Source organism: Halomonas sp. H5, from assembly GCF_050613175.1.
GTDB lineage: Bacteria > Pseudomonadota > Gammaproteobacteria > Pseudomonadales > Halomonadaceae > Bisbaumannia > Bisbaumannia salifodinae.
The window spans coordinates 4,158,396-4,182,440 of record NZ_CP192510.1 but is presented as its reverse complement, the minus strand read 5'-3'; the positions used below and the strand labels follow the sequence as shown (position 1 = coordinate 4,182,440).

The window sequence follows — 24,045 nt, the reverse complement described above, 5'->3', positions numbered from 1 at the left end:
GCGACCTCACCATGCAGTTGTCGAATGACCGGCCATTGTATCGTCACCGGAGCGGGTTATCCACATGGATCCCTCATCGGCAAGACCTGTGGACAACTTGTCCCCAACCCCTTGGCGGGTCGGGGTATGCTCCGTGGATCACCTGGGTCCTGTGGACGGATTCGCTGTTCATCACCAGCCCCTGCCCAGCTTCTCCCCCTCTTGCCGTCAGCTTGCCCACACCCTTCTCTATACGCTACTGAGTTGATAAATATTGGATATTAAAGGTTATCCACAAATCTTTTCCCCAGTATTAATAACAACATCATCTAAAAGAACTAAATTATTATAGTTGGTTGATCTCACTCGCCGGGGCCGGCCCTGCTTCACCGCTCCAGGCGGTGCCATCGAGAAAACCTGCGCCCCGGGTCGCGGAAAAATTGCACCGGGGCGGCGAATTCTCTAGAATTCCCGGTCTTGACCCGAAAGCTCCCGCGTAATCCGTCGGGGAAACCGGGCCGCTACTCTGACGTTCAGTCCAATCAACCACGTGGGAATCGAGAGTTATGAAACGCACCTTTCAACCGAGCGTTCTCAAGCGCAAGCGTGTGCACGGCTTCCGTGCTCGCATGGCCACCAAGAACGGTCGTGCCGTCCTGGCGCGCCGCCGCGCCAAGGGCCGTAAGCGTCTGAGCGCCTGATCGCGGATCACGCGTGTCCTGTCAGGGCTTTCCCCGGCGGCTGCGACTGCTGACGGCCGGGGACTATCGGCATGTCTTCGACCATGCGGACCTCAAGGTTCACGGCAAGGGGCTGATGGCCCTGGCCCGTCGCAATGACCTCGGTCATGCGCGCCTCGGCCTGGTCTTCAGCAAGAAGAATGTGCGGCGCGCCGTCGATCGCAACCGTCTCAAGCGACTGGTTCGCGAGTCCATCCGTCTGCAACAGCAGCGCCTGCCCGCGGTGGATATCGTGGTTCTCGCCCGACGCGGGGCGCATGAGCTGGATAATGCGACCCTGCACCGCCAGCTCCACGGCATGTGGCGACGCCTGGAAAAAGACGCGCGCAAGATGGCGGATGACACCGCCGGGTCCTGACCTGAACACCGCCGCTGTCGCCGTAGCGGTGACGCCTTCAGCCTGCCTCCGGCAGGCTTTCGTGTGTCTCGGAGACGGCGTCGCTCACACCCTCATCACCCACCGGGCAGGATCCCCATGGACGTAAAACGACTACTCCTACTGATTCCATTGGCCGTGCTCGCCTATCTGCTGGTCGTGCAGTGGAACCAGGACTATGGTCAGGCGGCCCCCGAACCAGATGCTCCCGCCATCACCCAGACCGGTGATGCCGTCGCCCCCAGCGAGGATGGCCTGGCCGTGCCGGCAGCGCCCCGGGCAGAGGCCATCGATGGCGAGATGCCGGAAGCCACCACGGAGCGCGGCAGCAGTCGCGAACTGATCGCCGTGATCACCGATGTGCTGGATCTGCGCATCGATCCCCAGGGTGGCGATATCGTCTATGCCGCCCTGCCCCAGCATCGCCTGAGCCTCGATTCCGAGCGCCCCTTCGTGCTGCTCTCCGACAGCCAGGGTCGCAGCTATGTGGCCAAGTCGGGCCTGCAGCTGGAAGGCCATCAGGGCCGCATTCACTTCACCCCGGAGGAGACCGAGTACCGCCTGGCCGAGGACGAGGATCGCCTCGAAGTCGACATGCGCGCCGAGGTCAACGGCGTCGAAGTGATCAAGCGCTTCACCTTCGAACGCGACAGCTATGCGGTGGATGTCAGCTATCACCTGGCCAACCAGGGTGAGACGCCGATCAGTGCCCGCTTTATCGGCCAACTGGCCCGGGATAACAGCCCCGACCCCACCAGCGGCGTGGCCATGGGCATGAAATCCTATCTGGGCGCGGCCTTCTCCACCCCGGAGTCCCGCTACGAGAAGGTCGACTTCGAGGACATCCAGAACGGCAACTTCGCCAACCAGGATGCCCAGGGTGGCTGGGTGGCCATCATCCAGCACTACTTCGTGACCGCCTGGGCGCCAGACCAGGAGCAGCAGAACCTCTACTACGCCACCACCGATTCCCGCGATCGCAACGTGGCGGCCTTCGCCGGCCCCAGCCAGACCCTGGCTTCCCAGGGTGAGGCGACCCTCGGCGCGACCCTCTACCTGGGGCCCAAGGTGCAGGAACGCATGGAGGCGATCGCCCCCAACCTGGAGCTTACCGTCGACTTCGGCTGGCTGTGGTTCCTGGCCAACCCCCTGTTCTGGCTGCTGGACAAGATCCACGACGTCCTGGGCAACTGGGGCTGGTCCATCGTGGTGCTGACCCTGTTCGTCAAGCTGGTGATGTGGCCACTCTCCGCCAAGGCCTACAAGTCCATGGCGCGGATGCGCAAGCTGGGTCCGGAGATGCAGCGTCTCAAGGAACTCTATGGCGATGATCGCCAGAAGATGTCCCAGGAGATGATGAAGTTCTACCAGAAGGAGAAGATCAATCCGCTGGGGGGCTGCCTGCCGATCCTGGTGCAGATGCCGGTGTTTATCGCCCTCTACTGGATGCTGCTGGAGTCCGTGGAGCTGCGCCACGCGCCCTTTATGTTCTGGATCCAGGATCTGTCGATGAAGGATCCCTTCTTTATCCTGCCGATCCTGATGGGCGCCTCCATGTTCGTGCAGCAGATGCTCAACCCGGCGCCGCCGGATCCCATGCAGGCCAAGATCATGAAGATGCTGCCCATCGTCTTCACCTTCTTCTTCCTGTGGTTCCCGGCCGGCCTGGTGATCTACTGGGTGGTGAACAACATCACCTCCATCGCCCAGCAGTACGTGATCACCCGCAAGATCGAGAACGACCCCAGCATCGGCAAGGGCATGAAGACCAAGGGCTAGCCCGCAGCTTCCCTGCCGACGACTCCCAGACCCCCGCCCCGGCGGGGGTCTGGCGTTTCCGGCCCGCCGCCACGACAATAGCCCCATCGCCGCAAGGAGCCCGACATGTCCACCACGTCCCTCTACCCCCAGGACACCATCGCCGCCCTGGCCACCCCCCCGGGGCGCGGCGGGGTGGGCATCATCCGCGTCTCCGGCCCCCTCAGCGCCCCCCTGGCGGAGGCCATCCTGGGCCATTGTCCCCGCCCCCGCTACGCCCACTATGGCCCCTTCCGGGGTGCGACGGGCCAACTCGACGAGGGCATCGCCCTCTACTTCCCCGGGCCTCACTCCTTTACCGGCGAGGACGTCCTCGAGCTCCAGGGCCACGGTGGCCCGGTGATCATGGACCTGCTGCTGGAACGCTGCGTCCAGTTGGGGGCGCGGCTGGCCCGCCCCGGCGAGTTCTCCGAGCGCGCCTTCCTCAACGACAAGCTCGACCTGGCCCAGGCGGAGGCCATCGCCGACCTGATCGACGCCAGCTCTCGGGCCGCCGCCGAGAACGCCCTACGCTCCCTGCAGGGGGAGTTCTCGACCCGGGTCACGGCCCTGGTCCAGCGGCTGATCGAGCTGCGCATCTATGTGGAGGCGGCTATCGATTTCCCCGAGGAGGAGATCGACTTCCTGGCCGACGGCAAGGTGGCGGAGATGCTCGAGGGGGTGAGTGACGAGCTGGCGATGGTGCGCGGCGCCGCCGGCCAGGGCGCCCTGATGCGGGAGGGCATGAGCGTGGTGATCGCCGGGCGCCCCAATGCCGGCAAGTCGAGCCTGCTCAATGCCCTCACCGAGCAGGACACCGCCATCGTCACCGATATCGCCGGCACCACCCGGGACGTGCTGCGCGAGCATATTCATATCGACGGCATGCCGCTGCATATCATCGATACCGCCGGGCTGCGCGACACCCCGGACGCGGTGGAACAGATCGGCGTGGCCCGGGCCTGGGCCGAGATCGAGAAGGCCGACCGAGTACTGCTGCTGGTGGATGCCGCCACCACCGAGGCCACCGACCCCATGGCCATCTGGCCCGAGTTCGTGGCCCGCCTGCCAGACCCTTCGCGACTGACCCTGATCCGCAACAAGATCGATACCAGCCGGGAGCCCCCGGAACTCGACTTATCCACAACCCCGCCGGTGATCCGCCTCTCCGCCAAGACCGGTCGGGGTGTGGATAACCTCAAGAGTCATCTCAAGGCGGTGATGGGCTATAACGCCACCACCGAGGGGCGCTTCTCGGCCCGGCGCCGCCACCTGGATGCCCTGGATCGGGCCCGGGAGGCCCTGGAGAACGGCGAGGCCCAGCTCCACGGCCACGGCGCCGGCGAGCTGCTGGCGGAGGACCTCCGCGAGGCCCAGCAGGCCCTGGGGGAGATCACCGGTGAATTCAGCGCGGATGATTTACTAGGCGAGATCTTCGGCAGTTTCTGTATCGGCAAGTGACCATTGCACCGAGCACGATGCGGTGGCGCCGATCGCACCGTCGTCATAAAGACCGCTCCTGGGCGAGAGCTTTGGCAGCGCCCCACCGGTAAGTAAGCGCTTACATTCTGGTTATTCCGGTAGCCACCAGTCCGCCCGGTGGCGGGCCGGGGCCCCCCAGATGGCGGTGACCTGGCTCATCGCCTCCTCCACCGCCTGCTCCAGTCCCCAGGGCGGGTTGAGCACCAGCATGCCGCTGCCATACATGCCGTGGCGTTCCGCCCCCGGCTCCCTGAGACGCACCTCGCTGCGCCATACCTTGCGCAGGCCGCTCCCCTTGAGCCCCTCCAGCAGCTCCTGATGACGCCCCGCCGGCAGCAGTGGATACCACACCGCCACCACCGCATGGCGCGCCTTGCGCCCCACCCAGGCCAGGGTCGAGACCAGCTCGCGGTACTCCTCCTTGAGCTCATAGCTGGGGTCGATCAGCACACAGAGCCTGGGCGTAGCCACCGGCAGCATGCGACGCAGTCCCGCCAGGCCATCCCCATGCACATGGCGAATCCGCGCATCCTCGATGCGCTCGTCCAGGTGGGCAAACTCGCCGGGATGCAGCTCAAAGAGGCTCAGGCGATCCTGCTCGCGCAGGCCAGTGGCGAGCCACCAGGGCGAGCCGGGGTAGTGGGTCAGCGCGGCGCCGGGCTGAGCCATGGCGAGCCGCTCCAGCCACGCCTCGAGGGCCCCCGAGGCGGCACTACGGGCGCGCCATACCGGCTCGACCCCCTCGCGGTGCTCCTGGAGCTTGCGGGCCTCCTCGGCCTGGAGGGGGTAGAGCCCCCGGCCGGCATGGGTATCCACATACGTAACTGGAGAATCTTTACGTAAAAGATACTCCCGAAGCGTAACCAGGGTCAGGTGCTTGTGCACATCGGCGAAGTTGCCGGCGTGATAGGCGTGTTGGTAGGCGAGCATGGCGGTTTCCAAGAAAAGGCCCACGGAATCGCTTCCGTGGGCCGGGATGCCGATCGACAGCGGGCTTACATCTGTTGCTGTATCGGGCTCAGGGTGATCTCGACGCGGCGGTTCTGGGCGCGGCCCTGCTCGGAGGTGTTGCTGGCCACCGGCATGGTCTCGCCATAGCCCATCATATTGAGGCGATGCATGGGAACACCGCTCTGGGCCAGGTAGTTGCCCACCGATTGGGCACGGCGCTCGGAGAGCCCCTGGTTGTAGCGATCGTCCCCGGTACTGTCGGTATGACCGGCGATATTCACCCGGGTATCGGGGAAGTCACGCAGCACCTGGGAAACATCGTTGAGGGCGGAGCGGGCGGTCGGGGTCAACTCGCTGGAGTCGAAGCCGAAGGTCACGCTGCTGGGCATATTGAGGATGATGTCGTCGCCGCGGCGATCCACCTCGATACCGGTGCCCTCCATGCTCTGACGCAGTTGCTCCTCCTGGCGGTCCATATAGGCGCCGACCCCGGCCCCGGCGGCGGCCCCCACGGCGGCACCGATCAGGGCACGATCGCGGCGGCTGGTGCTGCCGCTGCCGCTCAGGGCCCCGGCCGCGGCCCCCACGGCGGCACCGATACCGGCACCGCTCAGGGTGCGATTACGATCGGTCTGACCACCGTAGGGATCGGTGGTGGCACAGCCCACCAGCAGCAATCCGGCTGCCAGGGGATAGGCCAAACGAAGCATCTTGGGCATAACGTAACTCCTAGAACGTCGCGGGAAAATCACGGGATCACTCCTCGAGGGAGGCCAGTAACTCATTTAAGAATAATAGACCCTGAGGCGAAGCTTGCAGGCGGGCGTCATCTTCCACAAGAAGTCCAAGATTGCGGGCCCGCACCAGGCACGCCTCCAGAGCCGCCCGAGATAGACCACTATGCGCCTCCCAAAGTGCCATGGGCACCCCCTCGGTGAGGCGCAAGGCATTCATGGCGAACTCCAGGGGCAACTCCTCGGCGTCGACGCGACGATGACCGGCGACGAAGCCCCGGGGATCCTCGCGACGACGCAGATAGGCCTCGGGCTGGCGACTCTTCCAGCGCCGCTCGATGACCAGGCTGTCGTCCTCGGGGTCCCTGTGGCTCAGCTTGCCATGGGCGCCGGCGCCGATCCCCAGGTAGTCGCCGAAGCGCCAGTAATTGAGGTTATGCCGGGCTCGGCGTCCGGGACGCGCATAGGCGGAAATCTCGTAGCGGGCGAGGCCGGCGGCCTCCAGGCGGGCATGGCCGGCATCCTGGATCGCCCACAGCGCCTCCTCCTCCGGCAACACCGGCGGCCGCGAGTGGAATTCGGTATTGGGCTCCAGGGTCAGCTGATACCAGGAGAGGTGACTGGGCGAAAGCGCCAGGGCCCGCTCGATATCCTCGAGGGCCAGGTCGGGGCTCTGCCCCGGCAGGCCATGCATCAGGTCGATATTGAGGTTATCGAAGCCGGCCGAACGCGCCTCCCTCACCGCCCGCTCGGCCTCGGCGCCGCCATGGATCCGCCCCAGGGCCTGGAGCTGGGCGTCCTGGAAGCTCTGCACCCCCAGGGAGAGGCGATTGATACCCGCCTCGCGATAGGCGGCGAAGCGCGCCTGCTCGAAGGTGCCGGGATTGGCCTCCAGGGTGATCTCGATATCCGCGGCCCAGGGCAGCGCCTCGCCCAGTCGGGTCAGGAAGCGCCGGTAGAAGTCCGCCGCCATCAGGCTGGGGGTGCCACCGCCGATAAAGACGCTGACCAGCTCGCGTCCCTCGACCCGGGGCAGGTCCGCTTCCAGGTCGGCCAGCACCGCGGCCAGGTAGTCGCCCTCGGGCAGGCTCGCCCCGGCGTCGATCCCGTGGGAGTTGAAGTCGCAGTAGGGGCACTTGCGCACGCACCAGGGCACGTGCAGATAGAGCGACAGGGGCGGCAGGGGACGATTCATGCCCGCAACCGCTCCACCAGCTCGGCCATGGCGCGGCCGCGGTGACTGAGGCGATTCTTCTCCTCGGCGGAGAGCTCGGCGGCGCTCATGCCGGCGCCCCGGGGCCAGAACAGCGGATCATAGCCGAAGCCCCCCTCGCCCCGGGGGTGGGCCAGGATCTCCCCCTCCCAGCTGGCCTGGACGATCAGCGGCACCGGGTCCTCGGCGTGGCGCAGATAGACCAGCACGCACCAGTAGCGGCCGCTGCGCTGGCCCTCCGGCACCTCCGCCAGGGCCTCCAGCAGCTTGCGGTTATTGCGTTCGTCGCTCTTCGGCTCGCCGGCGAAGCGGGCCGAGTAGATGCCCGGGGCGCCCTTGAGGGCATCCACCTCCAGGCCCGAGTCGTCGGCCAGGGCCGGTAGGCCGCTGAGGCGACACGCCTCCCGGGCCTTGAGCAGGGCATTCTCCACGAAGGTCAGCCCGGTCTCCTCCACCTCGGGGACCCCGAAGTCGGCCTGGGGACAGACGCGAAAGCCCAGCGGCGCCAGCAGCGCCTCGAACTCGCGCAGCTTGCCGGCATTACCGCTGGCCAGTACCAGGGTCTGGGGCTCGCTCATTAAATACTCCTCATACCGCTTAATTTATTCCGCCCACCGCCTGGCCCATAGGTTGGCGAATCAGGCTGACGACCCGCTCTATCGCCGCTGGCATCATGCCAGCGAGTGAAATAGGTCAATCGACCTCGCCTACCGCATGACCCATAGGTTGGCGAATCAGGCTGACCGCTCGGTCGATCGCCGCTGGCACGCCAGCGGTTATACCCAATCAATCGACCTCGCCTACCGCATGGCCCATATGTTGGCGGATCAAGGAGACCAGGACCTCGCTGGCGTCCGGGGCCGTGGTATCCAGATGCACCAGGTGGCAGCGCTCCTCCTCGGCGAAGGGCTCCCGGGCGGCCAGCTGCCGCTCCAGCACCGCCAGGCCCGCCTCGGAGGGATCGCCGCCGCGGCGGGTGCGCTTCTCGATGCGCCGCCGCAGGGTCACCTCGTCGGCCTCGAAGCTGACGATCAGCTGCGGCAGGCCGCGGGCCTCCGCCTCGTGGCTCAGCAGGTCCCGCTGCCAGCGGGCCAGGCAGGTGGCATCGATGCACACCGGCAGGCCCGCCTCCAGCAGGGTGCCGGTCAACCGGGCCAGGCGCTGGTAGGTGCGTCGAGTGGCCTCGGGGGCATAGATATCCACCCCGCTGCCGCGGCTATCGGCCAGGGGCGCGAAGCCATGGAGGCGCTTGCGCTCCACGTCGGAGCGCAGCCGCACCGCGCCCAGGCGGCGCACCATCTCGCCGGTGAAGCGACTCTTGCCGCTACCCGAGACCCCGGCCCCCAGCACCAGGTAGGGAAAGCGGAACTCCGCATACTCCTCGGCCAGGCCCAGGTAGTGATCGATTTCGGTCAGTATCGCCTCGCGCTCGTCGCCGCCGACCTGTTCCAGACGCAACGCCGCCACCTTGACCCGCACCAGGGCCCGGTAGAGCTTGTAATAGCCCAGGGCCCTGACCAGGCCGTAGTCGCCGGAGAGCTCCAGGTAGCGATTCAGGGCATGGTGGGCCAGGGCGCGCTCGCCCCGGGCCTCCAGGTCCATCAACAGGAAGGCCAGGTCACAGCCCACGTCGCTCCAGCGCAGCGCGTCGTTGAACTCGATGCCGTCGAAGAGCAGCGCCCGCCCCTGGTGCTGCACCGCATTGCCCAGGTGGATATCGCCATGGGTCTCGCGCACGAAGCCCTGGGCATGGCGCTCGGTCAGGACCGGCGCCAGGCGCGCCTGGGTCTCCTCGACCAGGGCCTGGAGTCGCTCCAGGCGGACCCGGGAGGCACCCGCCGGCAGCCGCGGGGCGATCAGGGTAAATTCCCGGGCGAGGATCTCGGCGGTGGCCTCGGCCCCGCCCAGGGGATCGTCCGGGGCGATGCGCGCGGCGCTCTCGTGGAAGTCCACCAGCTGATCGATCAGGTCGTCGATCAGCTCCAGGGAGAGGCTCCCCTCCGCCTGGAGGGTACTGAACAGGTGGCGATTGCTGAACTGGCGCATCTTCACGGCGTATTCGAAGGGCGCGCCGGCATCATCGATCCGTGGCGCCTCCGGGGTGCCGGAGATGGGCACCGCCGCCAGGTAGAGGCTGGGCGCCAGGCGCCGGTTGAGGCGCACCTCCTGTTCGCAGAGCCGGCGGCGCTGCTCCAGGGTCGAGAAGTCGAGGAAGCTGCCGAATTCCAGCGGCTTCTTGATCTTGTAGGCGTAGTCACCGGTGAGCAGGATCCACGAGATATGCGTCTCGTGGACCTCGACGCTCGTGACGTCATGGTCATAGCAGGCCGGGTCCCGCAGGGCCTGGATCAGGGTCTCGCTCACCGTGACACCTCCTGAGGACGGGTTAGCGCTGGGCCAGCCGGGCGAAGGCCCGCTCGGCGGCATCCAGGGTGGCCTGGATGTCCTCCGCAGTATGGGCGCTGGACATGAAGCCCGCCTCATAGGCGGACGGCGCCAGGTAGACGCCCTCGTCGAGCATGGCCGAGAAGAAAGTGCGGAAGGCCGCCGCATCGCAGGCGGTGGCCTGGGCGAAGTTGTCGACCCGGGACTGGCCGGTGAAGAAGACCCCGAACATGCCGCCGGCGCGCTGGGTGATCATCTCGATGCCGGCCGCCTTGGCCCGCGCCTCAAGGCCGCTGCAGAGGGTCTCGACCCGCTGGGCCAGGGCATCGTGGAAGCCGGGCTCGCGCACCTTGTTGAGCAGGGCGATGCCGGCGGCCATGGCCAATGGGCTGCCGGAGAGGGTGCCGGCCTGGTAGACCGGGCCCAGGGGCGAGATCTGCTCCATGATCTCGCGCTTGCCGCCGAAGGCCCCCACCGGCATGCCGCCGCCGACGATCTTGCCCAAACAGGTCAGGTCCGGGGTGATGCCGTAGTGGGCCTGGGCGCCGCCCAGGGCGACCCGGAAGCCGGTCATCACCTCGTCGAAGATCAGCACGCTGCCGTGGCGGTCGCAGACCTTGCGCAGCCCCTCCAAGAAGCCCGGCAGCGGCGGGATGCAGTTCATGTTGCCGGCCACCGGCTCGACGATGATGGCGGCGATCTGCTCGCCCAGCTCGGCGAAGCAGCGCTCCACGGCATCCAGGTCATTATGCGGCAGGGTGATGGTGTGCTCGGCCAGGGAGGCGGGCACCCCCGGGGAGCTGGGCTCGCCATGGGTCAGGGCCCCGGAGCCGGCCTTGACCAGCAGGGAGTCGGAGTGGCCGTGGTAGTCGCCCTCGAACTTGACGATCTTGTCGCGGCCGGTATAGCCCCGGGCCAGGCGGATCGCCGACATGGTGGCCTCGGTACCGGAGTTGACCATGCGCACCAGCTCGATGCTGGGCAGGATCTCGCAGATCAGGTCCGCCATGGTGGTCTCGATGGCGGTAGGAGTGCCGAAGGAGAGGCCCAGGTCGAGGCGCTCGCGCACCGCACCCAGCACCTCCGGGTCGGCATGGCCGGTGATCATCGGGCCCCAGGAGCCCACGTAATCGATATAGCGCTGGCCCTCCACGTCGAAGAGGTAAGCGCCCTGGGCCCGCTCGATAAACACCGGCGGCCGCTCGAGGCCCTTGAAGGCACGCACCGGCGAGTTGACGCCCCCGGGGATATGACGGCAGGCCTGTTCGAAGAGCTGTGCGGAGGTGGTCATGGAAGCCTCTCGTGATGAATTGTGGATAACTATCTGGATAGTGCGGATAACTTTCGTGAGCAGCCTGTGGATAAGCGCTTAACAGGCACTTAGCCGCCGATTCAGGTCGCGGACGCTGGCCTCGATCTCCGCGGCGGCGAACACCGCCGCCACCGTGGCCAGCAGGTCGGCGCCGGCGCGGCGGGCCCTACCGATGGTCGCGGCGTCGATGCCGCCGATGGCCACCCGGGGCAGGCCGATGGCCGCCGCCTCGCCCAGCAGGTCGAGGCTGGCGGGGGGCGCCTCGGGCTTGGTGCGGGAGGCGAAGAAACGCCCGAAGGCCACATAGCTGGCGCCCTCCCGGGCGGCCCGCTCGGCGAGTGCCAGGCGACCGTGGCAGGTGGCGCCGATGATCGCCGCGGGGCCCAGGCGCTCGCGGGCCTCGGCCAGGGCGCCGTCGCCCTGACCCAGGTGCAGGCCGACGTTGGCGTGGCCCTCCCGGCGCAGGCGCTCGGCCAGGGCGGTATCGTCATTGATGATCAGCGGCACGTCATGCTCGCGGCACAGGGCCGCCAGGGCCCGGGCCTGACGGCGGCGCTTGTCGGCGTCCGCCGACTTGTCGCGGTACTGGAGCAGCGCCAGGCCGCCGCGCAGAGCCGCCTCGCAGCCGGCCAGCAGGCGCGCGTCGTCGGGCAGCAGCTCGGCATCGGTGATCGCATAGAGGCCGCGGGCCCAGCTAGGGTTGTGCATAACTACTCCGCCGTCAGGGTCCAGTCGGGGTGGCGCCACAGGCGCCGCGGCAGGGCCTGGGCCTCGCCCGGGCGCCAGCCATGCTTGAGGGCCTGCCAGGTGAAGTCCTGGGCCTGCTCGCAGGCGCCGGCCAGGGGTTCGCCCACCGCCAGGCGGGCCGCCAGGGCCGCCGCCAGGGTGCAGCCGGAGCCGTGGTAACTGCCGGCCAGGCGCGGCCACTGCCATTGGCGGTCATTGTCCGGGGTATGCAGGGTGTGGACAACCCTGTCCGCGGCCTGTCCCGCCTCGGGGCTGTCGGTGCCGGTGACCAGGATCGCCTGGCAGCCCAGGGATAGCAGCTCCACGCAGCGCTGGGTCTCGTCCTCGAGCTCGGGGCCGGCCAGGCGCGCCAATTCGTCGCGGTTGGGCGTCAAGATATCCACAAGGGGTAAGAGCCGCTCGCGGAAGGCATCCACCAGTTCGGCTGTGGATAATTCTCTGCCGCCGCCGGCCTTGAGCACCGGATCCACCACCAGGGGCACCCCGGGGTGACGCTTGATCACGTCCACCACCGCGTCCAGGGCCTCCAGGCTGGCCACCAGGCCCACCTTGATGGCCGCCACCCGGAACTCGCCCAGGGCCGCCGCCATGGCGCGAATCTGCTCGCCGGCGCAGGGCAGCACCGCCGCCACGTCGGCGCTGTTCTGCACCGTCAGGGCGGTGGGCACGGTCAACGCCCAGGCACCGCAGGCGGCGATGGCCTCGCTGTCGGCCACCAGGCCGGCGCCGCCGCTGGGATCATGGCCGGCCAGCACCAGTACCACCGGCAGCTCACGGGTCTCGTTCGCCGCCGCCATCAGAACGGCTTCACCACGGCGAGGATCACCACCGCCAGCAACACCAGCACCGGCAGCTCGTTGAAGACCCGAAAATAGCGGTGGGACTTGTCACTGGTGCCGGCGGCCAGCCGCTTCATATGCGCCAGGCAGACATGGTGATAGCCCACCAGCAGCAGGACCAGGGTCAGCTTGGCATGCAGCCAGCCCTGGCTCAGCCAGCCGGGCGCCAGGTAGAGCATCCAGCCGCCCAGCAGCAGCACCGCGATCATCGAGGGGGTCATGATGCCGCGGTAGAGCTTGCGCTCCATCACCAGGAAGTAGTCGATGGCCTGGCGATCCCCCTGATCCCGGGCCATGGCGTGATAGACGAACAGACGCGGCAGATAGAAGAGGGCGGCGAACCAGGTGACCACGGCGATCAGGTGCAGGGCCTTGATCCACGGATACATAGCGACTCCAGCAGGGGGATGGTCGACCTCAGCGCGGAGGCCGGAAACGATAGTAGAGCTCGATGGCTTCGCGGGTGATGATACCGGAAATCCGCCGCCCGGGTGGTGCCACCGGGTTCTCCACATAGAGCGCATCCACGTCGTGCTGGTCGAGGCGCTGGAAGGCCTCGGAGAGGGTCGCCTGCACCGGGATGGCGGCCATGTCCAGGCGCTGGCCCGGCACCTCCAGGAGGTCGATCTGCGCCTGGTCGGCCCAGCGCGGATCGAGTAGGGCCCGGGCCAGGTCCGCCGCCTTGAGGGCCAGGGTCGGCTTGTCGTCCGTGGAGCGGCGAATCACGATCCAGCTCGGCTTGTGATCCAGCAGGGCCTGGGCCTCGTCGTGACTGACCTGGCGCAGGGTCACCGCCACCCGCGACTCCATGACCGCCGGCACCGAGACCCGGGAGAGGGCCTGCATCAGCGGCTGCTGCAGGGGGTGCAGGCCCTGGCGGGTAAGGGTCACGAAGAGCCCATCACAGCGCCACAACTGCCGCGCCGTCAGCCCGGAAATCACCACCGCCAGCATCCCCGGCAGGATGATATTGGGGTTATGGGTCAGCTCCAGCAGCGCCATCAGCGCCGCCAGGGGCGCCTGGAGCACGGCGCCCATCATCGCCGCCATGCCCAGCATGGCGTAGAGCCCCGGGTCGGCGGCCGCCCCCGGCCATAGCCAGGCCCCCAGCAGGCCACTGAGGGCCCCGGCGGCGGCGCCCACCACCAGCACCGGCCCGATGATGCCGATGGGTACCCCGCAGGCCAGGGTGAAGGCGGTCAGCAGCAGCTTGCCCACCACCAGGGCCAGCAGCACGTCCAGGGCCAGCTCGCCGTTCAGCGCCAGGGCCAGGCTGTCGTAGCCGATCCCCTGCACCTGGGGATACCACCAGGCCAGGGCGCCGGTGGCCCCCCCGGCCAGCAGCAGGCGCAGCCAGAAGGGCAGCACCGCCAGGCGTTCGCCGCTACGGGCCACGCGGATAAAGGCCCCCGCCAGCAGGCCGATGACCAGGGCGGTGACCACGATCCAGGGCAGGTTGCTCAGCGATTCCAGGCTGAGGATGGGCACCTGGAAGGCCGGTTCGGCGCCATACACCAGCTGGGCCACCACCGCCCCCATGGTGGAGGCCAGGATCACCGGCATGAAGCCGGTGATGGTGTACTCCATCATCACCACTTCCATGGCGAAGATGACCCCGGCGATGGGCGTATTGAAGGAGGCGGAGATACCCGCCGCGGTGCCGCAGGCTACCAGCACCCGCAAGCTGTTGTGGGGCAGCCGCAACAGCTGGCCGATGCCGCTGGAGGCGGCGGCCCCCAGGTGGATGGCCGGTCCCTCGCGCCCGGCGGAGAGCCCGCCCAGCACCGCCACGGCCCCCACCCACCACTGGTTCAGCCAGTTGCGCAGCGGAAAGCGTCCCTGGTGCTGGCTGAGGCGTTCCACCACATGGCCGACCCCCAGTTTGCGGGCCGCCGCCGGCTGACAGCCGAGCCCGGCGCCGATCAGCGCCACCGCCAGCAGCGGCAGCAGGGCCCGCAGCCAGGGCTCCAGGGACTCGAAGGCCTCCACCCCGCCGGCCGGCATCAGCGCCAGGGCGCCGCCCTCCAGCAGCAGACGAAAGGCCACCATCACCCCGCCGGTCAGGAGCCCCGAGACCAGCCCCAGCACACAGAGCTGGGGCAGGGCATCGACGCTGGCCAACTGGCGCCGGAAGGCCTCGAGGCTGAGACGGGGCAGGCGGAGTCGCGGCAAGACAATACCTCTAACGATAAGGCAGGGAGATCACCGCCAAGCAGTCGAGGGGCGCCGGGGGGCAGGTCGCAGCGGGGGTCCTATGCCAGGGATGGCATCGGTAGCGCCCAGGGAAGGGTTCACAGCGCCCCGCGAAGTGCCTGCCCCCAGGCAGCCGCGAAGATCCTGCCTGCGGTGGGGTCGATTAGCCTAGAGGTGTATCATAATGGCAGGCTTTCGTCAGATTCTGTCAAGAAGGAGTGCATCGTGATCAAGGTTGGTATCGTCGGCGGCACCGGCTACACCGGCGTCGAGCTGCTGCGCCTGCTGGCGCAACACCCCCAGGTCGAGGTGACCCTGATCACCTCCCGCTCCGAGGCGGGCGTCGCGGTCAGCGACCTGTACCCCAACCTGCGCGGTCACTATGATGATCTGGCCTTCAGCGAGCCAGATCCCGAGCGCCTGGCGGCCTGCGAGGCGGTCTTCTTCGCCACGCCCCACGGGGTGGCCCATGCCCTGGCCGGCGACCTGCTGGCCCGCGGCACCCGGGTAATCGACCTCTCCGCCGACTTCCGCCTCAAGGATGCCGAGGAGTGGGCCGAGTGGTACGGCCAGCCCCACGGCGCCCCCGAGCTGCTCGAGGAGGCGGTCTATGGCCTGCCGGAGGTCAATCGCGAGGCGATCCGCGGCGCGCGCCTGATCGCCGTGCCGGGCTGCTACCCCACCGCCGTGCAGTTGGGCCTGCTGCCGCTGCTGGAGTCGGGGCTGATCGATGCCCAGCACGTCATCGCCGACTGCAAGTCCGGGGTCACCGGCGCCGGCCGCGGCGCCAAGGTGCCCTCGCTGCTGGCCGAGGCCAGCGAGTCCATGAAGGCCTATGGCGCCAGCGGCCACCGCCACCTGCCGGAGATTCGCCAGGGCCTGACCCGGGCCGCGGGACAACCGGTGGGACTGACCTTCGTGCCCCACCTGACGCCGATGATCCGCGGCATCCACGCCACCCTCTATGGCCGCCTCAACGGCGAGCCCGGCGACCTCCAGGCGCTCTTCGAACGGCGCTTCGCCGAGGAACCGGCGGTGGACGTGATGCCCCCCGGCAGCCATCCCGAGACTCGCAGCGTCAAGGGCAGCGATATCTGCCGCCTGGCGGTGCACCGCCCCGGCGACGGCGACACCGTGGTGGTACTGGCGGTGATCGACAACCTGGTCAAGGGCGCCTCCGGCCAGGCGATCCAGAACCTCAACCTGATGTTCGGCTTCGATGAGATGGCCGGCCTCGGCGCCCCGGCCTTGATGCCCTGAACCCCACCCCAACACCAGGGCTACCAGGGCCATCGCAGCTTGTCATCGCCGAGGGGCGCTGGGGGCAGGGAAGAGCGGGGGGTTTTTGCCAGGGGTGAGGAGGACTCCTCCGAACGGGCTGGCCAGGGATGGCCAGCACCGGTCCTGCAAGCGGAGCAGGATGCGAGAGCGAAGCAGGGCAAAAGTAGCGCCCAGGGAAGGGTTTACAGCGCCCCGCGAAGACCTGCCCCCAGGGTAGCCCCGGGCCTCGCTATGCCGACCTGCGATATCCTCGGTTGCCCATCCCCGGCAAAAGTTGACCCTTTTGCTGGGGTTTGTGGATAATGGGGGGTCTATTCACCGGCAGGAGCGCGTCCATGAGCGGAGCCGAATCCTTCGAGCCAGCCTCCTTTACCCCCAAGCCCATGCTGCTCTCCGAGGGGGCCCAGCGCCGCCTGCGTGCCCTGATCTCCGAGGAAGGCAATGACCACCTCAAGCTGCGGGTCTATGTCACCGGCGGCGGCTGCTCGGGGTTCCAGTACGGCTTCGACTTCGCCGAAGAGAGCGGCGATGACGACACCCTGATCGATTTCAACGGCGTGAGCATGGTCGTGGATCCCCTCTCCTATCAATACCTGGTGGGCTCCACGGTAGACTACGAGGAGGGCCTGGCCGGCGCCCGCTTCGTGGTCAGGAACCCCAATGCCACCAGCACCTGCGGCTGCGGCGCCTCCTTTATGGTGTGAGCCCTCACCAACCACGAGCCACGAAAAACCCTCCCGCGCCCCCGGCCGGGAGGGTTTTTTATGCCCGCTTGACGCTTTCTCCTTATCTCGTCATGTTGAATGGGTGTGTTCCATCAATAAACGGAATAACGGGGAACCCGATGAACAAGCTACAACGTGCCTCTCTCGCCGCCGCCCTGGGCGCCGGCCTCGCCTTCTCCACCACTGCCTTAGCCGAGCTGCCGCAGGTCACGGTGGTCACCGACCCCAGCTTCGTGCCCTTCGAGATGATGGATACCGAGACCGGCGAAATGGTCGGCTTCGATATGGACATCATCAACGAGGTGGCCGAGCGGGCCGGCTTCGAGGTGGATCTCACCACCATGGAATTCAACGGCATCATCCCGGCGGTACAGACCGGCAGCCAGGAGATCGCCATCGCCGGCGTGACCATCACCGAGGAACGCGCCGAGATCGTCGACTTCTCCGATCCCTACTACGATTCCGGCCTACGCATCATGGTCCGCGCCGATAACGACAGCGTCGAGACCCTCGAGGACCTGGCAGGCCTGACCGTGGCCACCAAGATCGGCTCCACCAGCTATGACTTCCTCCAGGAGAACCTGGGCGAGGACGCCGAGATCACCCCCTACCCGGGCACCTCGGACATGTACATGGCGCTGCTGGGGGGCAACGTGGACGCCGCCTTCTATGACGCCCCCAACGTGGGCTACTTCGCCCAGACCCGCGGCGAAGGCCGCACCCAAGTGGTCGGCCCCCTCTACGAGGGCCAGCAGTACGGCATCGTCTTCCACAAGGGCAGCCAGTGGGTCGAGCCGGTCAATCAGGCGCTGGCCGAGATGCGTGAGGACGGCACCTACGACGAGATCTACACCAAGTGGTTCGGTGAGGCGCCCAGCGAGGAGTAATCCGCGACCTTGTTAACGCCGTCGGGGGCGACCCGGCGGCACCACCGGCGGGGCCGGGCGGCCATGCCACCCGGCCCCGCGCCGTTTCCGTGAATCGGAGAGACGCTCGTGGAAGTCACCTTTCAATTCGACTGGGCGGCGGCCTTCGGGTCCATTCCCCATCTGCTGCCCGGCATCCCCTGGACCCTGCTGATCTCCTTCGGCGGCCTGGCCATCGGCTTCGTGATCGGCATCGTCTTCGGGCTGATGCGCATCAGCCGCTCCCGCTGGCTGCGCCTGCCCGCCATCCTCTATATCGAGGTGTTTCGCGGCACCCCCATCCTGGTGCAGGTGCTGTTTATCTTCTATGGCCTGCCCCAGCTGCTGGGTGGCCCCATCAATGCCCTGACCGCCGGTATCGCCGCCATCGCGGTCAACTCCGGGGCCTATATCTCCGAGGTGGTACGCGGCGGGGTGCAGTCCATCGAGCGCGGCCAGCGTGAGGCCTCGCTGTCCCTGGGCCTGTCGCGCACCCAGGCCTTCCGCTATGTCATCTGGCCCCAGGCCTTCCGGCGCATGATCCCGCCGCTGGGCAACCAGGGCATCATCAGCATCAAGGACACCTCGCTGTTCTCGGTGATCGGCGTCGGCGAGCTGGTTCGCCAGGGGCAGATCTATATCGCCACCACCTTCACCGCCCTCGAGGTCTATCTGATGGTGGCCCTGCTCTACCTGGCCATCACCTGGAGCCTCTCCCTGCTGCTGCGCCAGCTGGAGCGCCGCGGCCTGGCCGGACAATAAGGGATCCCTTTCATGACCAAGCACGAGTCCCAACCCATCGTGCGCATGCAGAAGCTCAACAAGCATTTCGGCAGCCTGCATGTGCTCAAGAACATCGACCTGGAGGTGGTGCCCGGCGAGGTGGTGGTGATCATCGGCGCCAGTGGTTCCGGCAAGTCGACCCTGATTCGCTGCATCAATGGCCTGGAGGAATTCCAGGACGGCCATATCGTGGTGGATGGACACAGCCTGGTCCCCCATGGCAAGAGCGCCAAGGCCCTGCAGCGCATCCGCACCGAGGTAGGCATGGTGTTCCAGCAGTTCAACCTCTTCCCCCACCTCTCGGTACGCGACAACATCACCCTGGCGCCCCTCAAGGTACGTGGCCTCGAGCGTGCCCAGGCCACGCAGAGCGCCGAACGCCTGCTGGATCGGGTCGGCATCCGCGATCAGGCCGACAAGTACCCCAGCCAGCTCTCCGGCGGCCAGCAGCAGCGGGTGGCCCTGGCCCGCGCCCTGGCCATGGAGCCTCGGCTGATGCTCTTCGACGAGCCCACCTCGGCCCTGGATCCGGAGATGATCGGCGAGGTGCTGGACGCCATGCGCGAGCTGGCCCGGGAGGGCATGACCATGATCATCGTCACCCATGAGATGGGGTTCGCCCGGGAGGTGGCCGACCGGGTCATCTATATCCACCAGGGGGAGATCGCCGAGGAGGCGCCTCCCGAACGGATCTTCGATGATCCTCAGGACGAACGTACCCGCGGCTTCCTGGCTCGGGTCCTTAAGCACTAGCCCCCGGCTATTCCGGGCATTTCCCCCACGAAAAAAGGGCTTGTCGGCTTATCGACAGGCCCTTTTTTCGCCTGTGGACAAGTTTTTTTCGTTAACGCCGTCAGGGCGCGCCATGCCTGGTGCTCCGCGCGATCGATGCCCTGTTGACCGTCGCGGGTGCAAGTGCGGTAGCCGCCGGTGGACAAGCGGTGCGAAAATCGCGCTGTGCATAACCCGGGGTTTCATCCACAGGCTCGACGCCGGATGTCCGCAGGCCCCTACGAGCTTCTCCTTGTCTTCGTCAACAAAGCATCCTGTTGATAAAAAAGAGGTTTGTTCGGTTATCCCCGGATTTTGTCCACACCAATAGTCACTACATCAACAGAACTTCTTCTTTATCTCTCTTCTTTTATAACTAGTTAACCAGTGAGGGGAGGGAAAGTCGGTGGGCTTGTGCAAAACCCCTGACGGTTACCCACAGGGGGTTTATACTGTGCGGCTGATTTTCAGCTCCGAGCTCTACTGCGGCGCCGCCGGCGCCATTCGAGGTGCAACGTGGATTACCCCGACCGCTTTGACGTCATCGTCATCGGCGGTGGCCATGCGGGAACCGAAGCCGCCCTGGCCTCCGCCCGCATGGGCTGTCAGACCCTGCTGCTGACCCATAACATCGAGACCCTGGGCCAGATGTCCTGCAATCCCGCTATTGGCGGGATCGGCAAGAGCCACCTGGTCAAGGAGATCGATGCCCTGGGCGGCGCCATGGCCCTGGCCACGGACCTGGGCGGTATCCAGTTCCGGGTACTCAATGCCCGCAAGGGGCCGGCGGTGCGGGCGACCCGGGCCCAGGCGGACCGGGTCCGCTACAAGGCGGCGATCCGCGGCCTGCTGGAGAACCAGCCCAACCTGACGCTCTTCCAGCAGGCCGCCGGCGATCTGCTTGTGGATAACGACACCGTGCGCGGCGTGGTCACCGAGACCGGCATCCGCTTCCATGCCGAGAGCGTGGTGCTGTGTACCGGGACCTTCCTCGGCGGGGTGATCCATATCGGCCTCGACCGGAGCCGCGGCGGCCGCGCCGGGGATCCGCCCTCCAATGCCCTGGCGGAGCGCCTGCGCGCCCTGCCCTTCAACGTGGCCCGACTGAAGACCGGGACCCCACCGCGGATCGATGCCAAGAGCGTTGACTTCTCGGTGCTCGAGGCCCAGCCCGGCGATACTCCGACCCCGGTGATGTCCTACCTGGGCAGCCGCGAGATGCACCCGCGCCAGGTGGATTGCCATATCGCCCATACCAACGAGCGCACCCACGAGATCATCCTCGCCAACCTGGATCGCTCGCCCATGTACTCCGGGGTGATCGAGGGCGTCGGGCCGCGCTACTGCCCCTCCATCGAGGACAAGGTGCATCGCTTCGCCGACAAGGCGAGCCACCAGGTGTTCGTCGAGCCGGAGGGCCTGGATACCCACGAGCTCTACCCCAACGGCATCTCCACCTCGCTGCCCTTCGATGTGCAGCTGCGGGTGGTGCGTTCCATCAAGGGCCTGGAAAACGCCCATATCACCCGGCCCGGCTATGCCATCGAGTATGACTTCTTCGATCCCCGGGACCTGAAGCACTCCCTGGAAACGAAGTTTATCCACAACCTCTTCTTCGCCGGGCAGATCAACGGCACCACCGGCTACGAGGAGGCCGGCGCCCAGGGCCTGCTGGCGGGGCTCAATGCCGCTCGCCGCGCCAAGGGGCTCGAGGCCTGGTGGCCACGCCGCGACGAGGCTTACCTGGGGGTCCTGGTGGATGACCTGATCACCCTCGGCACCCAGGAGCCCTACCGCATGTTTACCTCCCGGGCTGAATACCGGCTACTGCTGCGGGAAGATAACGCCGACCTGCGACTCACCGAGACCGGCCGCGACCTGGGCCTGGTGGACGATGCCCGCTGGACCGCCTTCGCCACCAAGCGCGAGGCGATCGAGCGCGAGAGCGCCCGCTTCCGGGCCAACTGGGTGCAACCCGGCAGCGCCGCCGCCGAGCGCCTGGCGGAGAAGACCGGCAACCCCCTGCCCCGCGAATACAACCTGATGGACCTGCTCAAGCGACCGGAGCTGGAGTACGCCGACCTGGCCGGCCTGCCGGGGGTCGAGGGCGAGCCGGTGGAGGACGCCGCGGTGGCCGAGCAGGTGCAGATCCAGGCCAAGTACCAGGGTTATATCGATCGCCAGCAGGCCGAGATCGACAAGCTCAAGCGCTTCGAGGCCACCCGCTTGCCGGCGGATCTCGACTTCGACCGGGTCGAGGGACTCTCCAACGAGATTCGCCAGAAGCTCGCCGAGGCACGCCCGGCGACCCTGGCCCAGGCGGGACGCATCTCCGGGGTGACCCCGGCGGCGGTCTCCATCCTGCTGATCCACCTCAAGAAGCATCGTCTGCTTCAGGAGAGCCAGGCGGTGAATCCATGACTCAGACGATCACTCCGGCCATCGCAGGCCGGCTCGATCGGGGCCTCGAGCAACTGAACGTCGCCGTCAGTGAGGCCCAGCGGGACCAGTTACTGGCCCTGCTGGCGTTGTTGCACAAGTGGAACCGCGCCTATAACCTCACCGCGGTACGCGATCCACTGGCCATGGTCTCCCGCCACCTGCTGGACAGCGCCGCGGTGTTGCCCTGGGTGCGCGGTCCGCGCCTGCTCGACGTGGGCGCCGGCCCCGGCCTGCCGGGCCTGGTGCTGGCGATATTGGTGCCGGAACTCGAGGTGAGCCTGCTCGACAGCAATGGCAAGAAGGTACGCTTTCAACGCCAGGCCGTGCTGGAATTGGGGCTGAGCAATGTCACCCCGGTGCAGGCCCGGGTCGAGGCCCACCGCGATGCGCCCTTCGATCAGCTGATCTCCCGGGCCTTCGCCAGCCTGGCCGATTTCGTTACCCTCACCGAGGGCCTGCTGGCCGAGGGCGGCGAGTGGCTGGCCATGAAGGGACCCGCCGCCGACGAGGAACTGGAGGCGCTCCCCCCGGGGGTTCGGCTCGAGGCTCGCCATGAGCTCCAGGTGCCCTTCGACGAGAGCCAGCGGCAGCTGCTGATCCTGCAGCGCTACCCGACCACCTAGGCCGCCTGTCGGGCGGGCCGTCAGACGCAAGGAAGTCGCTCGTGACCAAGATCATCGCCTTGACCAACCAGAAGGGCGGCGTGGGCAAGACCACCACGGCGGTCAACCTGGCCGCCAGCCTGGCCGCCCTGGATCGCCGGGTGCTGCTGGTGGACCTCGATCCCCAGGGGCACGCCACCATGGGCAGCGGCGTCGACAAGCATGAGCTGGAGGGCAGCGTCCTGGAGGTGCTGCTGGGGGACAAGGGCGCCGCCGAGGTGATCCTCGACTGTCCCGAGGCGGGCTATGGGTTGCTGCCCGGCAATGGCGACCTGACCGCCGCCGAGGTGAATCTGCTCGAGAAGGACGAGGGTCGCGAGCGTTGCCTGCTGGATGCCATCGGCCCGGTGGCCGGCGAGTATGACGTGGTGCTGATTGACTGCCCGCCGTCGCTGAGCATGCTCACCGTCAATGCCCTGACCGCCGCCGATGGGGTGCTGATCCCGTTGCAGTGCGAGTTCTATGCCCTGGAGGGGCTCTCGGCGCTGCTCGACACCGTCGACCAGATCAAGGAGAGTGTCAATCCGAGCCTGGCCATCTTCGGTATCCTGCGCACCATGTTCGACGCCCGCAACGGCCTGACCCGGGACGTCAGCAAGCAGCTGCTCGACTACTTCGGCGAGACCCTGCTCAAGACCGCCATCCCGCGTAACGTGAGGGTGGCCGAGGCCCCTAGCCATGGCCTGCCGGTGACCAAGTATGCGCGCTTCTCCCGGGGCAGCCAGGCCTATCGGGTGCTGGCCAAGGAACTGATTCGTCGCCTGTCGTTGTGAGGAAACGCCGATGACCCGTAAACGTGCCCTGGGCCGCGGCCTGGATGCCCTGATCGGCGCCGGTGCCCGCCGCCGCGAACTGCTGGACGAGAGTGCCGAGTCCGTCGAGCTCAATGGCGCCGAGCCCGACCTCGACGCCGCCGCCGGCGAGCGCCTCGAGCGACTGCCCCTGGGCCAACTGACCCGGGGCAAGTATCAGCCGCGCCGGGATATCCAGCCCGAGGCCCTGGAGGAGCTGGCCGACTCGATCCGCGCCCAGGGGGTGATGCAGCCCATCGTGGTGCGTCCGATCGGCGACAAGCGTTACGAGATCATCGCCGGCGAGCGGCGCTGGCGCGCCGCCCAGCTCGCCGAGCTGGACGTGATCCCCGCCGTGGTCCGCGAGGTCAGCGACCAGGTCGCCCTGGCCCTGGCGCTGATCGAGAATATCCAGCGCGAGAACCTCAACCCGGTGGAGGAGGCCATGGCCCTCAAGCGGTTGCTCGAGGAGTTCGAGCTGACCCAGCAGCAGGTCGCCGATGCGGTGGGCAAGTCCCGGGCCCAGGTGGCCAACCTGCTGCGCCTGCTGGCCCTGGACCCGGAGGTACAGACGTTGCTGGAGCGGGGCGACCTGGACATGGGGCATGCCCGGGCCCTGCTGGCCCTCTCCGGCGCCAAGCAGCGCCAGGCCGCCCATGAGGTGGTCAACAAGGACCTCACGGTGCGCGATACCGAGGCGCTGGTGAAGCGGCTGGTCAATGGCGAGCCGACCAAACCCCAGCGCGAGGCCCCTTCCGCCGACGTAGCACGCCTGGAGACCCAGCTCGGCGAGCTGCTCGGCGCGCCGGTCAAGATCCAGCATGGCCGTAGCGGCAAGGGGCGGCTGACCATCCGCTACACCAGTCTCGATGAGCTGGATGGCATCCTCGGCCATATTCGGTGACTTGCTTAGCAGGCTACTTTTCACCAAGTCTCG

The 24,045-nt window shown here is 67.3% G+C and carries 23 protein-coding genes; 13 read left to right on the top strand and 10 right to left on the bottom strand.

Annotated elements, in window-relative coordinates:
- The first annotated feature begins 545 nt into the window (after positions 1–545).
- The 4 genes from rpmH (at position 546) to mnmE (ending at position 4,353) form a co-directional block, all read left to right on the top strand.
- Entirely contained in the window at positions 546–680 is a 135-nt protein-coding gene (gene rpmH / locus ACQ1W9_RS19340; RefSeq protein ID WP_010626003.1) for a 50S ribosomal protein L34, read from the top strand.
- A 13-nt stretch (positions 681–693) separates the two neighbouring features.
- The gene (gene rnpA / locus ACQ1W9_RS19335; protein WP_346060845.1) at positions 694–1,077 is read left to right on the top strand and encodes a ribonuclease P protein component; all 384 of its coding nucleotides are present in this window, start codon (positions 694–696) and stop codon (positions 1,075–1,077) included.
- Positions 1,078–1,194: 117 nt separating this feature from the next.
- The gene (yidC, locus tag ACQ1W9_RS19330) at positions 1,195–2,874 is read left to right on the top strand and encodes a membrane protein insertase YidC (RefSeq protein ID WP_431024743.1); all 1,680 of its coding nucleotides are present in this window, start codon (positions 1,195–1,197) and stop codon (positions 2,872–2,874) included.
- Positions 2,875–2,979: 105 nt separating this feature from the next.
- The gene (mnmE, locus tag ACQ1W9_RS19325; protein ID WP_431024742.1) at positions 2,980–4,353 is read left to right on the top strand and encodes a tRNA uridine-5-carboxymethylaminomethyl(34) synthesis GTPase MnmE; all 1,374 of its coding nucleotides are present in this window, start codon (positions 2,980–2,982) and stop codon (positions 4,351–4,353) included.
- Positions 4,354–4,464: 111 nt separating this feature from the next.
- Here the strand turns inward: mnmE and ACQ1W9_RS19320 are convergent, their stop codons facing one another.
- The 10 genes from ACQ1W9_RS19320 to ACQ1W9_RS19275 all read right to left on the bottom strand — a co-directional run bounded on the left by ACQ1W9_RS19320 (position 4,465) and on the right by ACQ1W9_RS19275 (position 14,727).
- Positions 4,465–5,304 (bottom strand): 23S rRNA (adenine(2030)-N(6))-methyltransferase RlmJ, encoded by an 840-nt coding sequence (locus ACQ1W9_RS19320; RefSeq protein ID WP_431024741.1) that lies wholly within the window; start codon positions 5,302–5,304, stop codon positions 4,465–4,467.
- Between the two features lie 65 nt (positions 5,305–5,369).
- Entirely contained in the window at positions 5,370–6,044 is a 675-nt protein-coding gene (locus tag ACQ1W9_RS19315; RefSeq protein WP_431024740.1) for an OmpA family protein, read from the bottom strand.
- A 37-nt stretch (positions 6,045–6,081) separates the two neighbouring features.
- Positions 6,082–7,254: a radical SAM family heme chaperone HemW gene (gene hemW, locus ACQ1W9_RS19310; protein WP_431024739.1), complete on the bottom strand. Its 1,173-nt coding sequence runs from the start codon at positions 7,252–7,254 to the stop codon at positions 6,082–6,084.
- Complete coding sequence (gene rdgB / locus ACQ1W9_RS19305) at positions 7,251–7,850, bottom strand: RdgB/HAM1 family non-canonical purine NTP pyrophosphatase (protein WP_346060839.1); 600 nt, start codon at positions 7,848–7,850, stop codon at positions 7,251–7,253. The genes hemW and rdgB overlap by 4 nt, the downstream gene beginning before the upstream one ends.
- 208 nt (positions 7,851–8,058) lie before the next feature.
- Positions 8,059–9,636 carry an AAA family ATPase gene (locus ACQ1W9_RS19300; RefSeq protein WP_431024738.1) on the bottom strand — a complete coding sequence of 526 codons (1,578 nt, stop codon included), beginning with the start codon at positions 9,634–9,636 and terminating at the stop codon, positions 8,059–8,061.
- A gap of 22 nt (positions 9,637–9,658) precedes the next feature.
- Complete coding sequence (gene hemL, locus ACQ1W9_RS19295) at positions 9,659–10,948, bottom strand: glutamate-1-semialdehyde 2,1-aminomutase (RefSeq protein WP_431024737.1); 1,290 nt, start codon at positions 10,946–10,948, stop codon at positions 9,659–9,661.
- 78 nt (positions 10,949–11,026) lie between these two features.
- Positions 11,027–11,677, bottom strand: coding sequence for a thiamine phosphate synthase (gene thiE / locus ACQ1W9_RS19290; RefSeq protein WP_431024736.1), 651 nt, complete (start codon positions 11,675–11,677; stop codon positions 11,027–11,029).
- A 2-nt stretch (positions 11,678–11,679) separates the two neighbouring features.
- Positions 11,680–12,513, bottom strand: coding sequence for a bifunctional hydroxymethylpyrimidine kinase/phosphomethylpyrimidine kinase (gene thiD / locus ACQ1W9_RS19285; RefSeq protein ID WP_431024735.1), 834 nt, complete (start codon positions 12,511–12,513; stop codon positions 11,680–11,682).
- Entirely contained in the window at positions 12,513–12,944 is a 432-nt protein-coding gene (hemJ, locus tag ACQ1W9_RS19280; protein WP_431024734.1) for a protoporphyrinogen oxidase HemJ, read from the bottom strand. Before hemJ ends, thiD begins: the two co-directional genes overlap by 1 nt.
- A gap of 28 nt (positions 12,945–12,972) precedes the next feature.
- Positions 12,973–14,727 (bottom strand): chloride channel protein, encoded by a 1,755-nt coding sequence (locus ACQ1W9_RS19275; protein ID WP_431024733.1) that lies wholly within the window; start codon positions 14,725–14,727, stop codon positions 12,973–12,975.
- 246 nt (positions 14,728–14,973) lie between these two features.
- Here ACQ1W9_RS19275 and argC point away from each other — a divergent pair, with 246 nt between their 5' ends.
- The 9 genes from argC to ACQ1W9_RS19230 all read left to right on the top strand — a co-directional run bounded on the left by argC (position 14,974) and on the right by ACQ1W9_RS19230 (position 24,012).
- The gene (gene argC, locus ACQ1W9_RS19270; protein WP_431024732.1) at positions 14,974–16,008 is read left to right on the top strand and encodes an N-acetyl-gamma-glutamyl-phosphate reductase; all 1,035 of its coding nucleotides are present in this window, start codon (positions 14,974–14,976) and stop codon (positions 16,006–16,008) included.
- A 356-nt stretch (positions 16,009–16,364) separates the two neighbouring features.
- Entirely contained in the window at positions 16,365–16,733 is a 369-nt protein-coding gene (gene erpA, locus ACQ1W9_RS19265) for an iron-sulfur cluster insertion protein ErpA (RefSeq protein ID WP_431024731.1), read from the top strand.
- Between the two features lie 140 nt (positions 16,734–16,873).
- The gene (locus ACQ1W9_RS19260) at positions 16,874–17,641 is read left to right on the top strand and encodes a transporter substrate-binding domain-containing protein (protein ID WP_431024730.1); all 768 of its coding nucleotides are present in this window, start codon (positions 16,874–16,876) and stop codon (positions 17,639–17,641) included.
- A 108-nt stretch (positions 17,642–17,749) separates the two neighbouring features.
- Positions 17,750–18,421, top strand: coding sequence for an amino acid ABC transporter permease (locus ACQ1W9_RS19255; RefSeq protein WP_431024729.1), 672 nt, complete (start codon positions 17,750–17,752; stop codon positions 18,419–18,421).
- Between the two features lie 12 nt (positions 18,422–18,433).
- Positions 18,434–19,195: an amino acid ABC transporter ATP-binding protein gene (locus ACQ1W9_RS19250; RefSeq protein WP_346060829.1), complete on the top strand. Its 762-nt coding sequence runs from the start codon at positions 18,434–18,436 to the stop codon at positions 19,193–19,195.
- A gap of 534 nt (positions 19,196–19,729) precedes the next feature.
- Positions 19,730–21,634 carry a tRNA uridine-5-carboxymethylaminomethyl(34) synthesis enzyme MnmG gene (gene mnmG / locus ACQ1W9_RS19245; RefSeq protein ID WP_431024728.1) on the top strand — a complete coding sequence of 635 codons (1,905 nt, stop codon included), beginning with the start codon at positions 19,730–19,732 and terminating at the stop codon, positions 21,632–21,634.
- A complete protein-coding gene (gene rsmG / locus ACQ1W9_RS19240; RefSeq protein WP_431024727.1) occupies positions 21,631–22,278 on the top strand; it encodes a 16S rRNA (guanine(527)-N(7))-methyltransferase RsmG in 648 nt (215 codons plus the stop codon). Before mnmG ends, rsmG begins: the two co-directional genes overlap by 4 nt.
- 41 nt (positions 22,279–22,319) lie before the next feature.
- Positions 22,320–23,090, top strand: coding sequence for a ParA family protein (locus tag ACQ1W9_RS19235; RefSeq protein ID WP_346060826.1), 771 nt, complete (start codon positions 22,320–22,322; stop codon positions 23,088–23,090).
- Between the two features lie 10 nt (positions 23,091–23,100).
- Entirely contained in the window at positions 23,101–24,012 is a 912-nt protein-coding gene (locus ACQ1W9_RS19230) for a ParB/RepB/Spo0J family partition protein (protein WP_346060825.1), read from the top strand.
- Positions 24,013–24,045 lie beyond the last annotated feature (33 nt).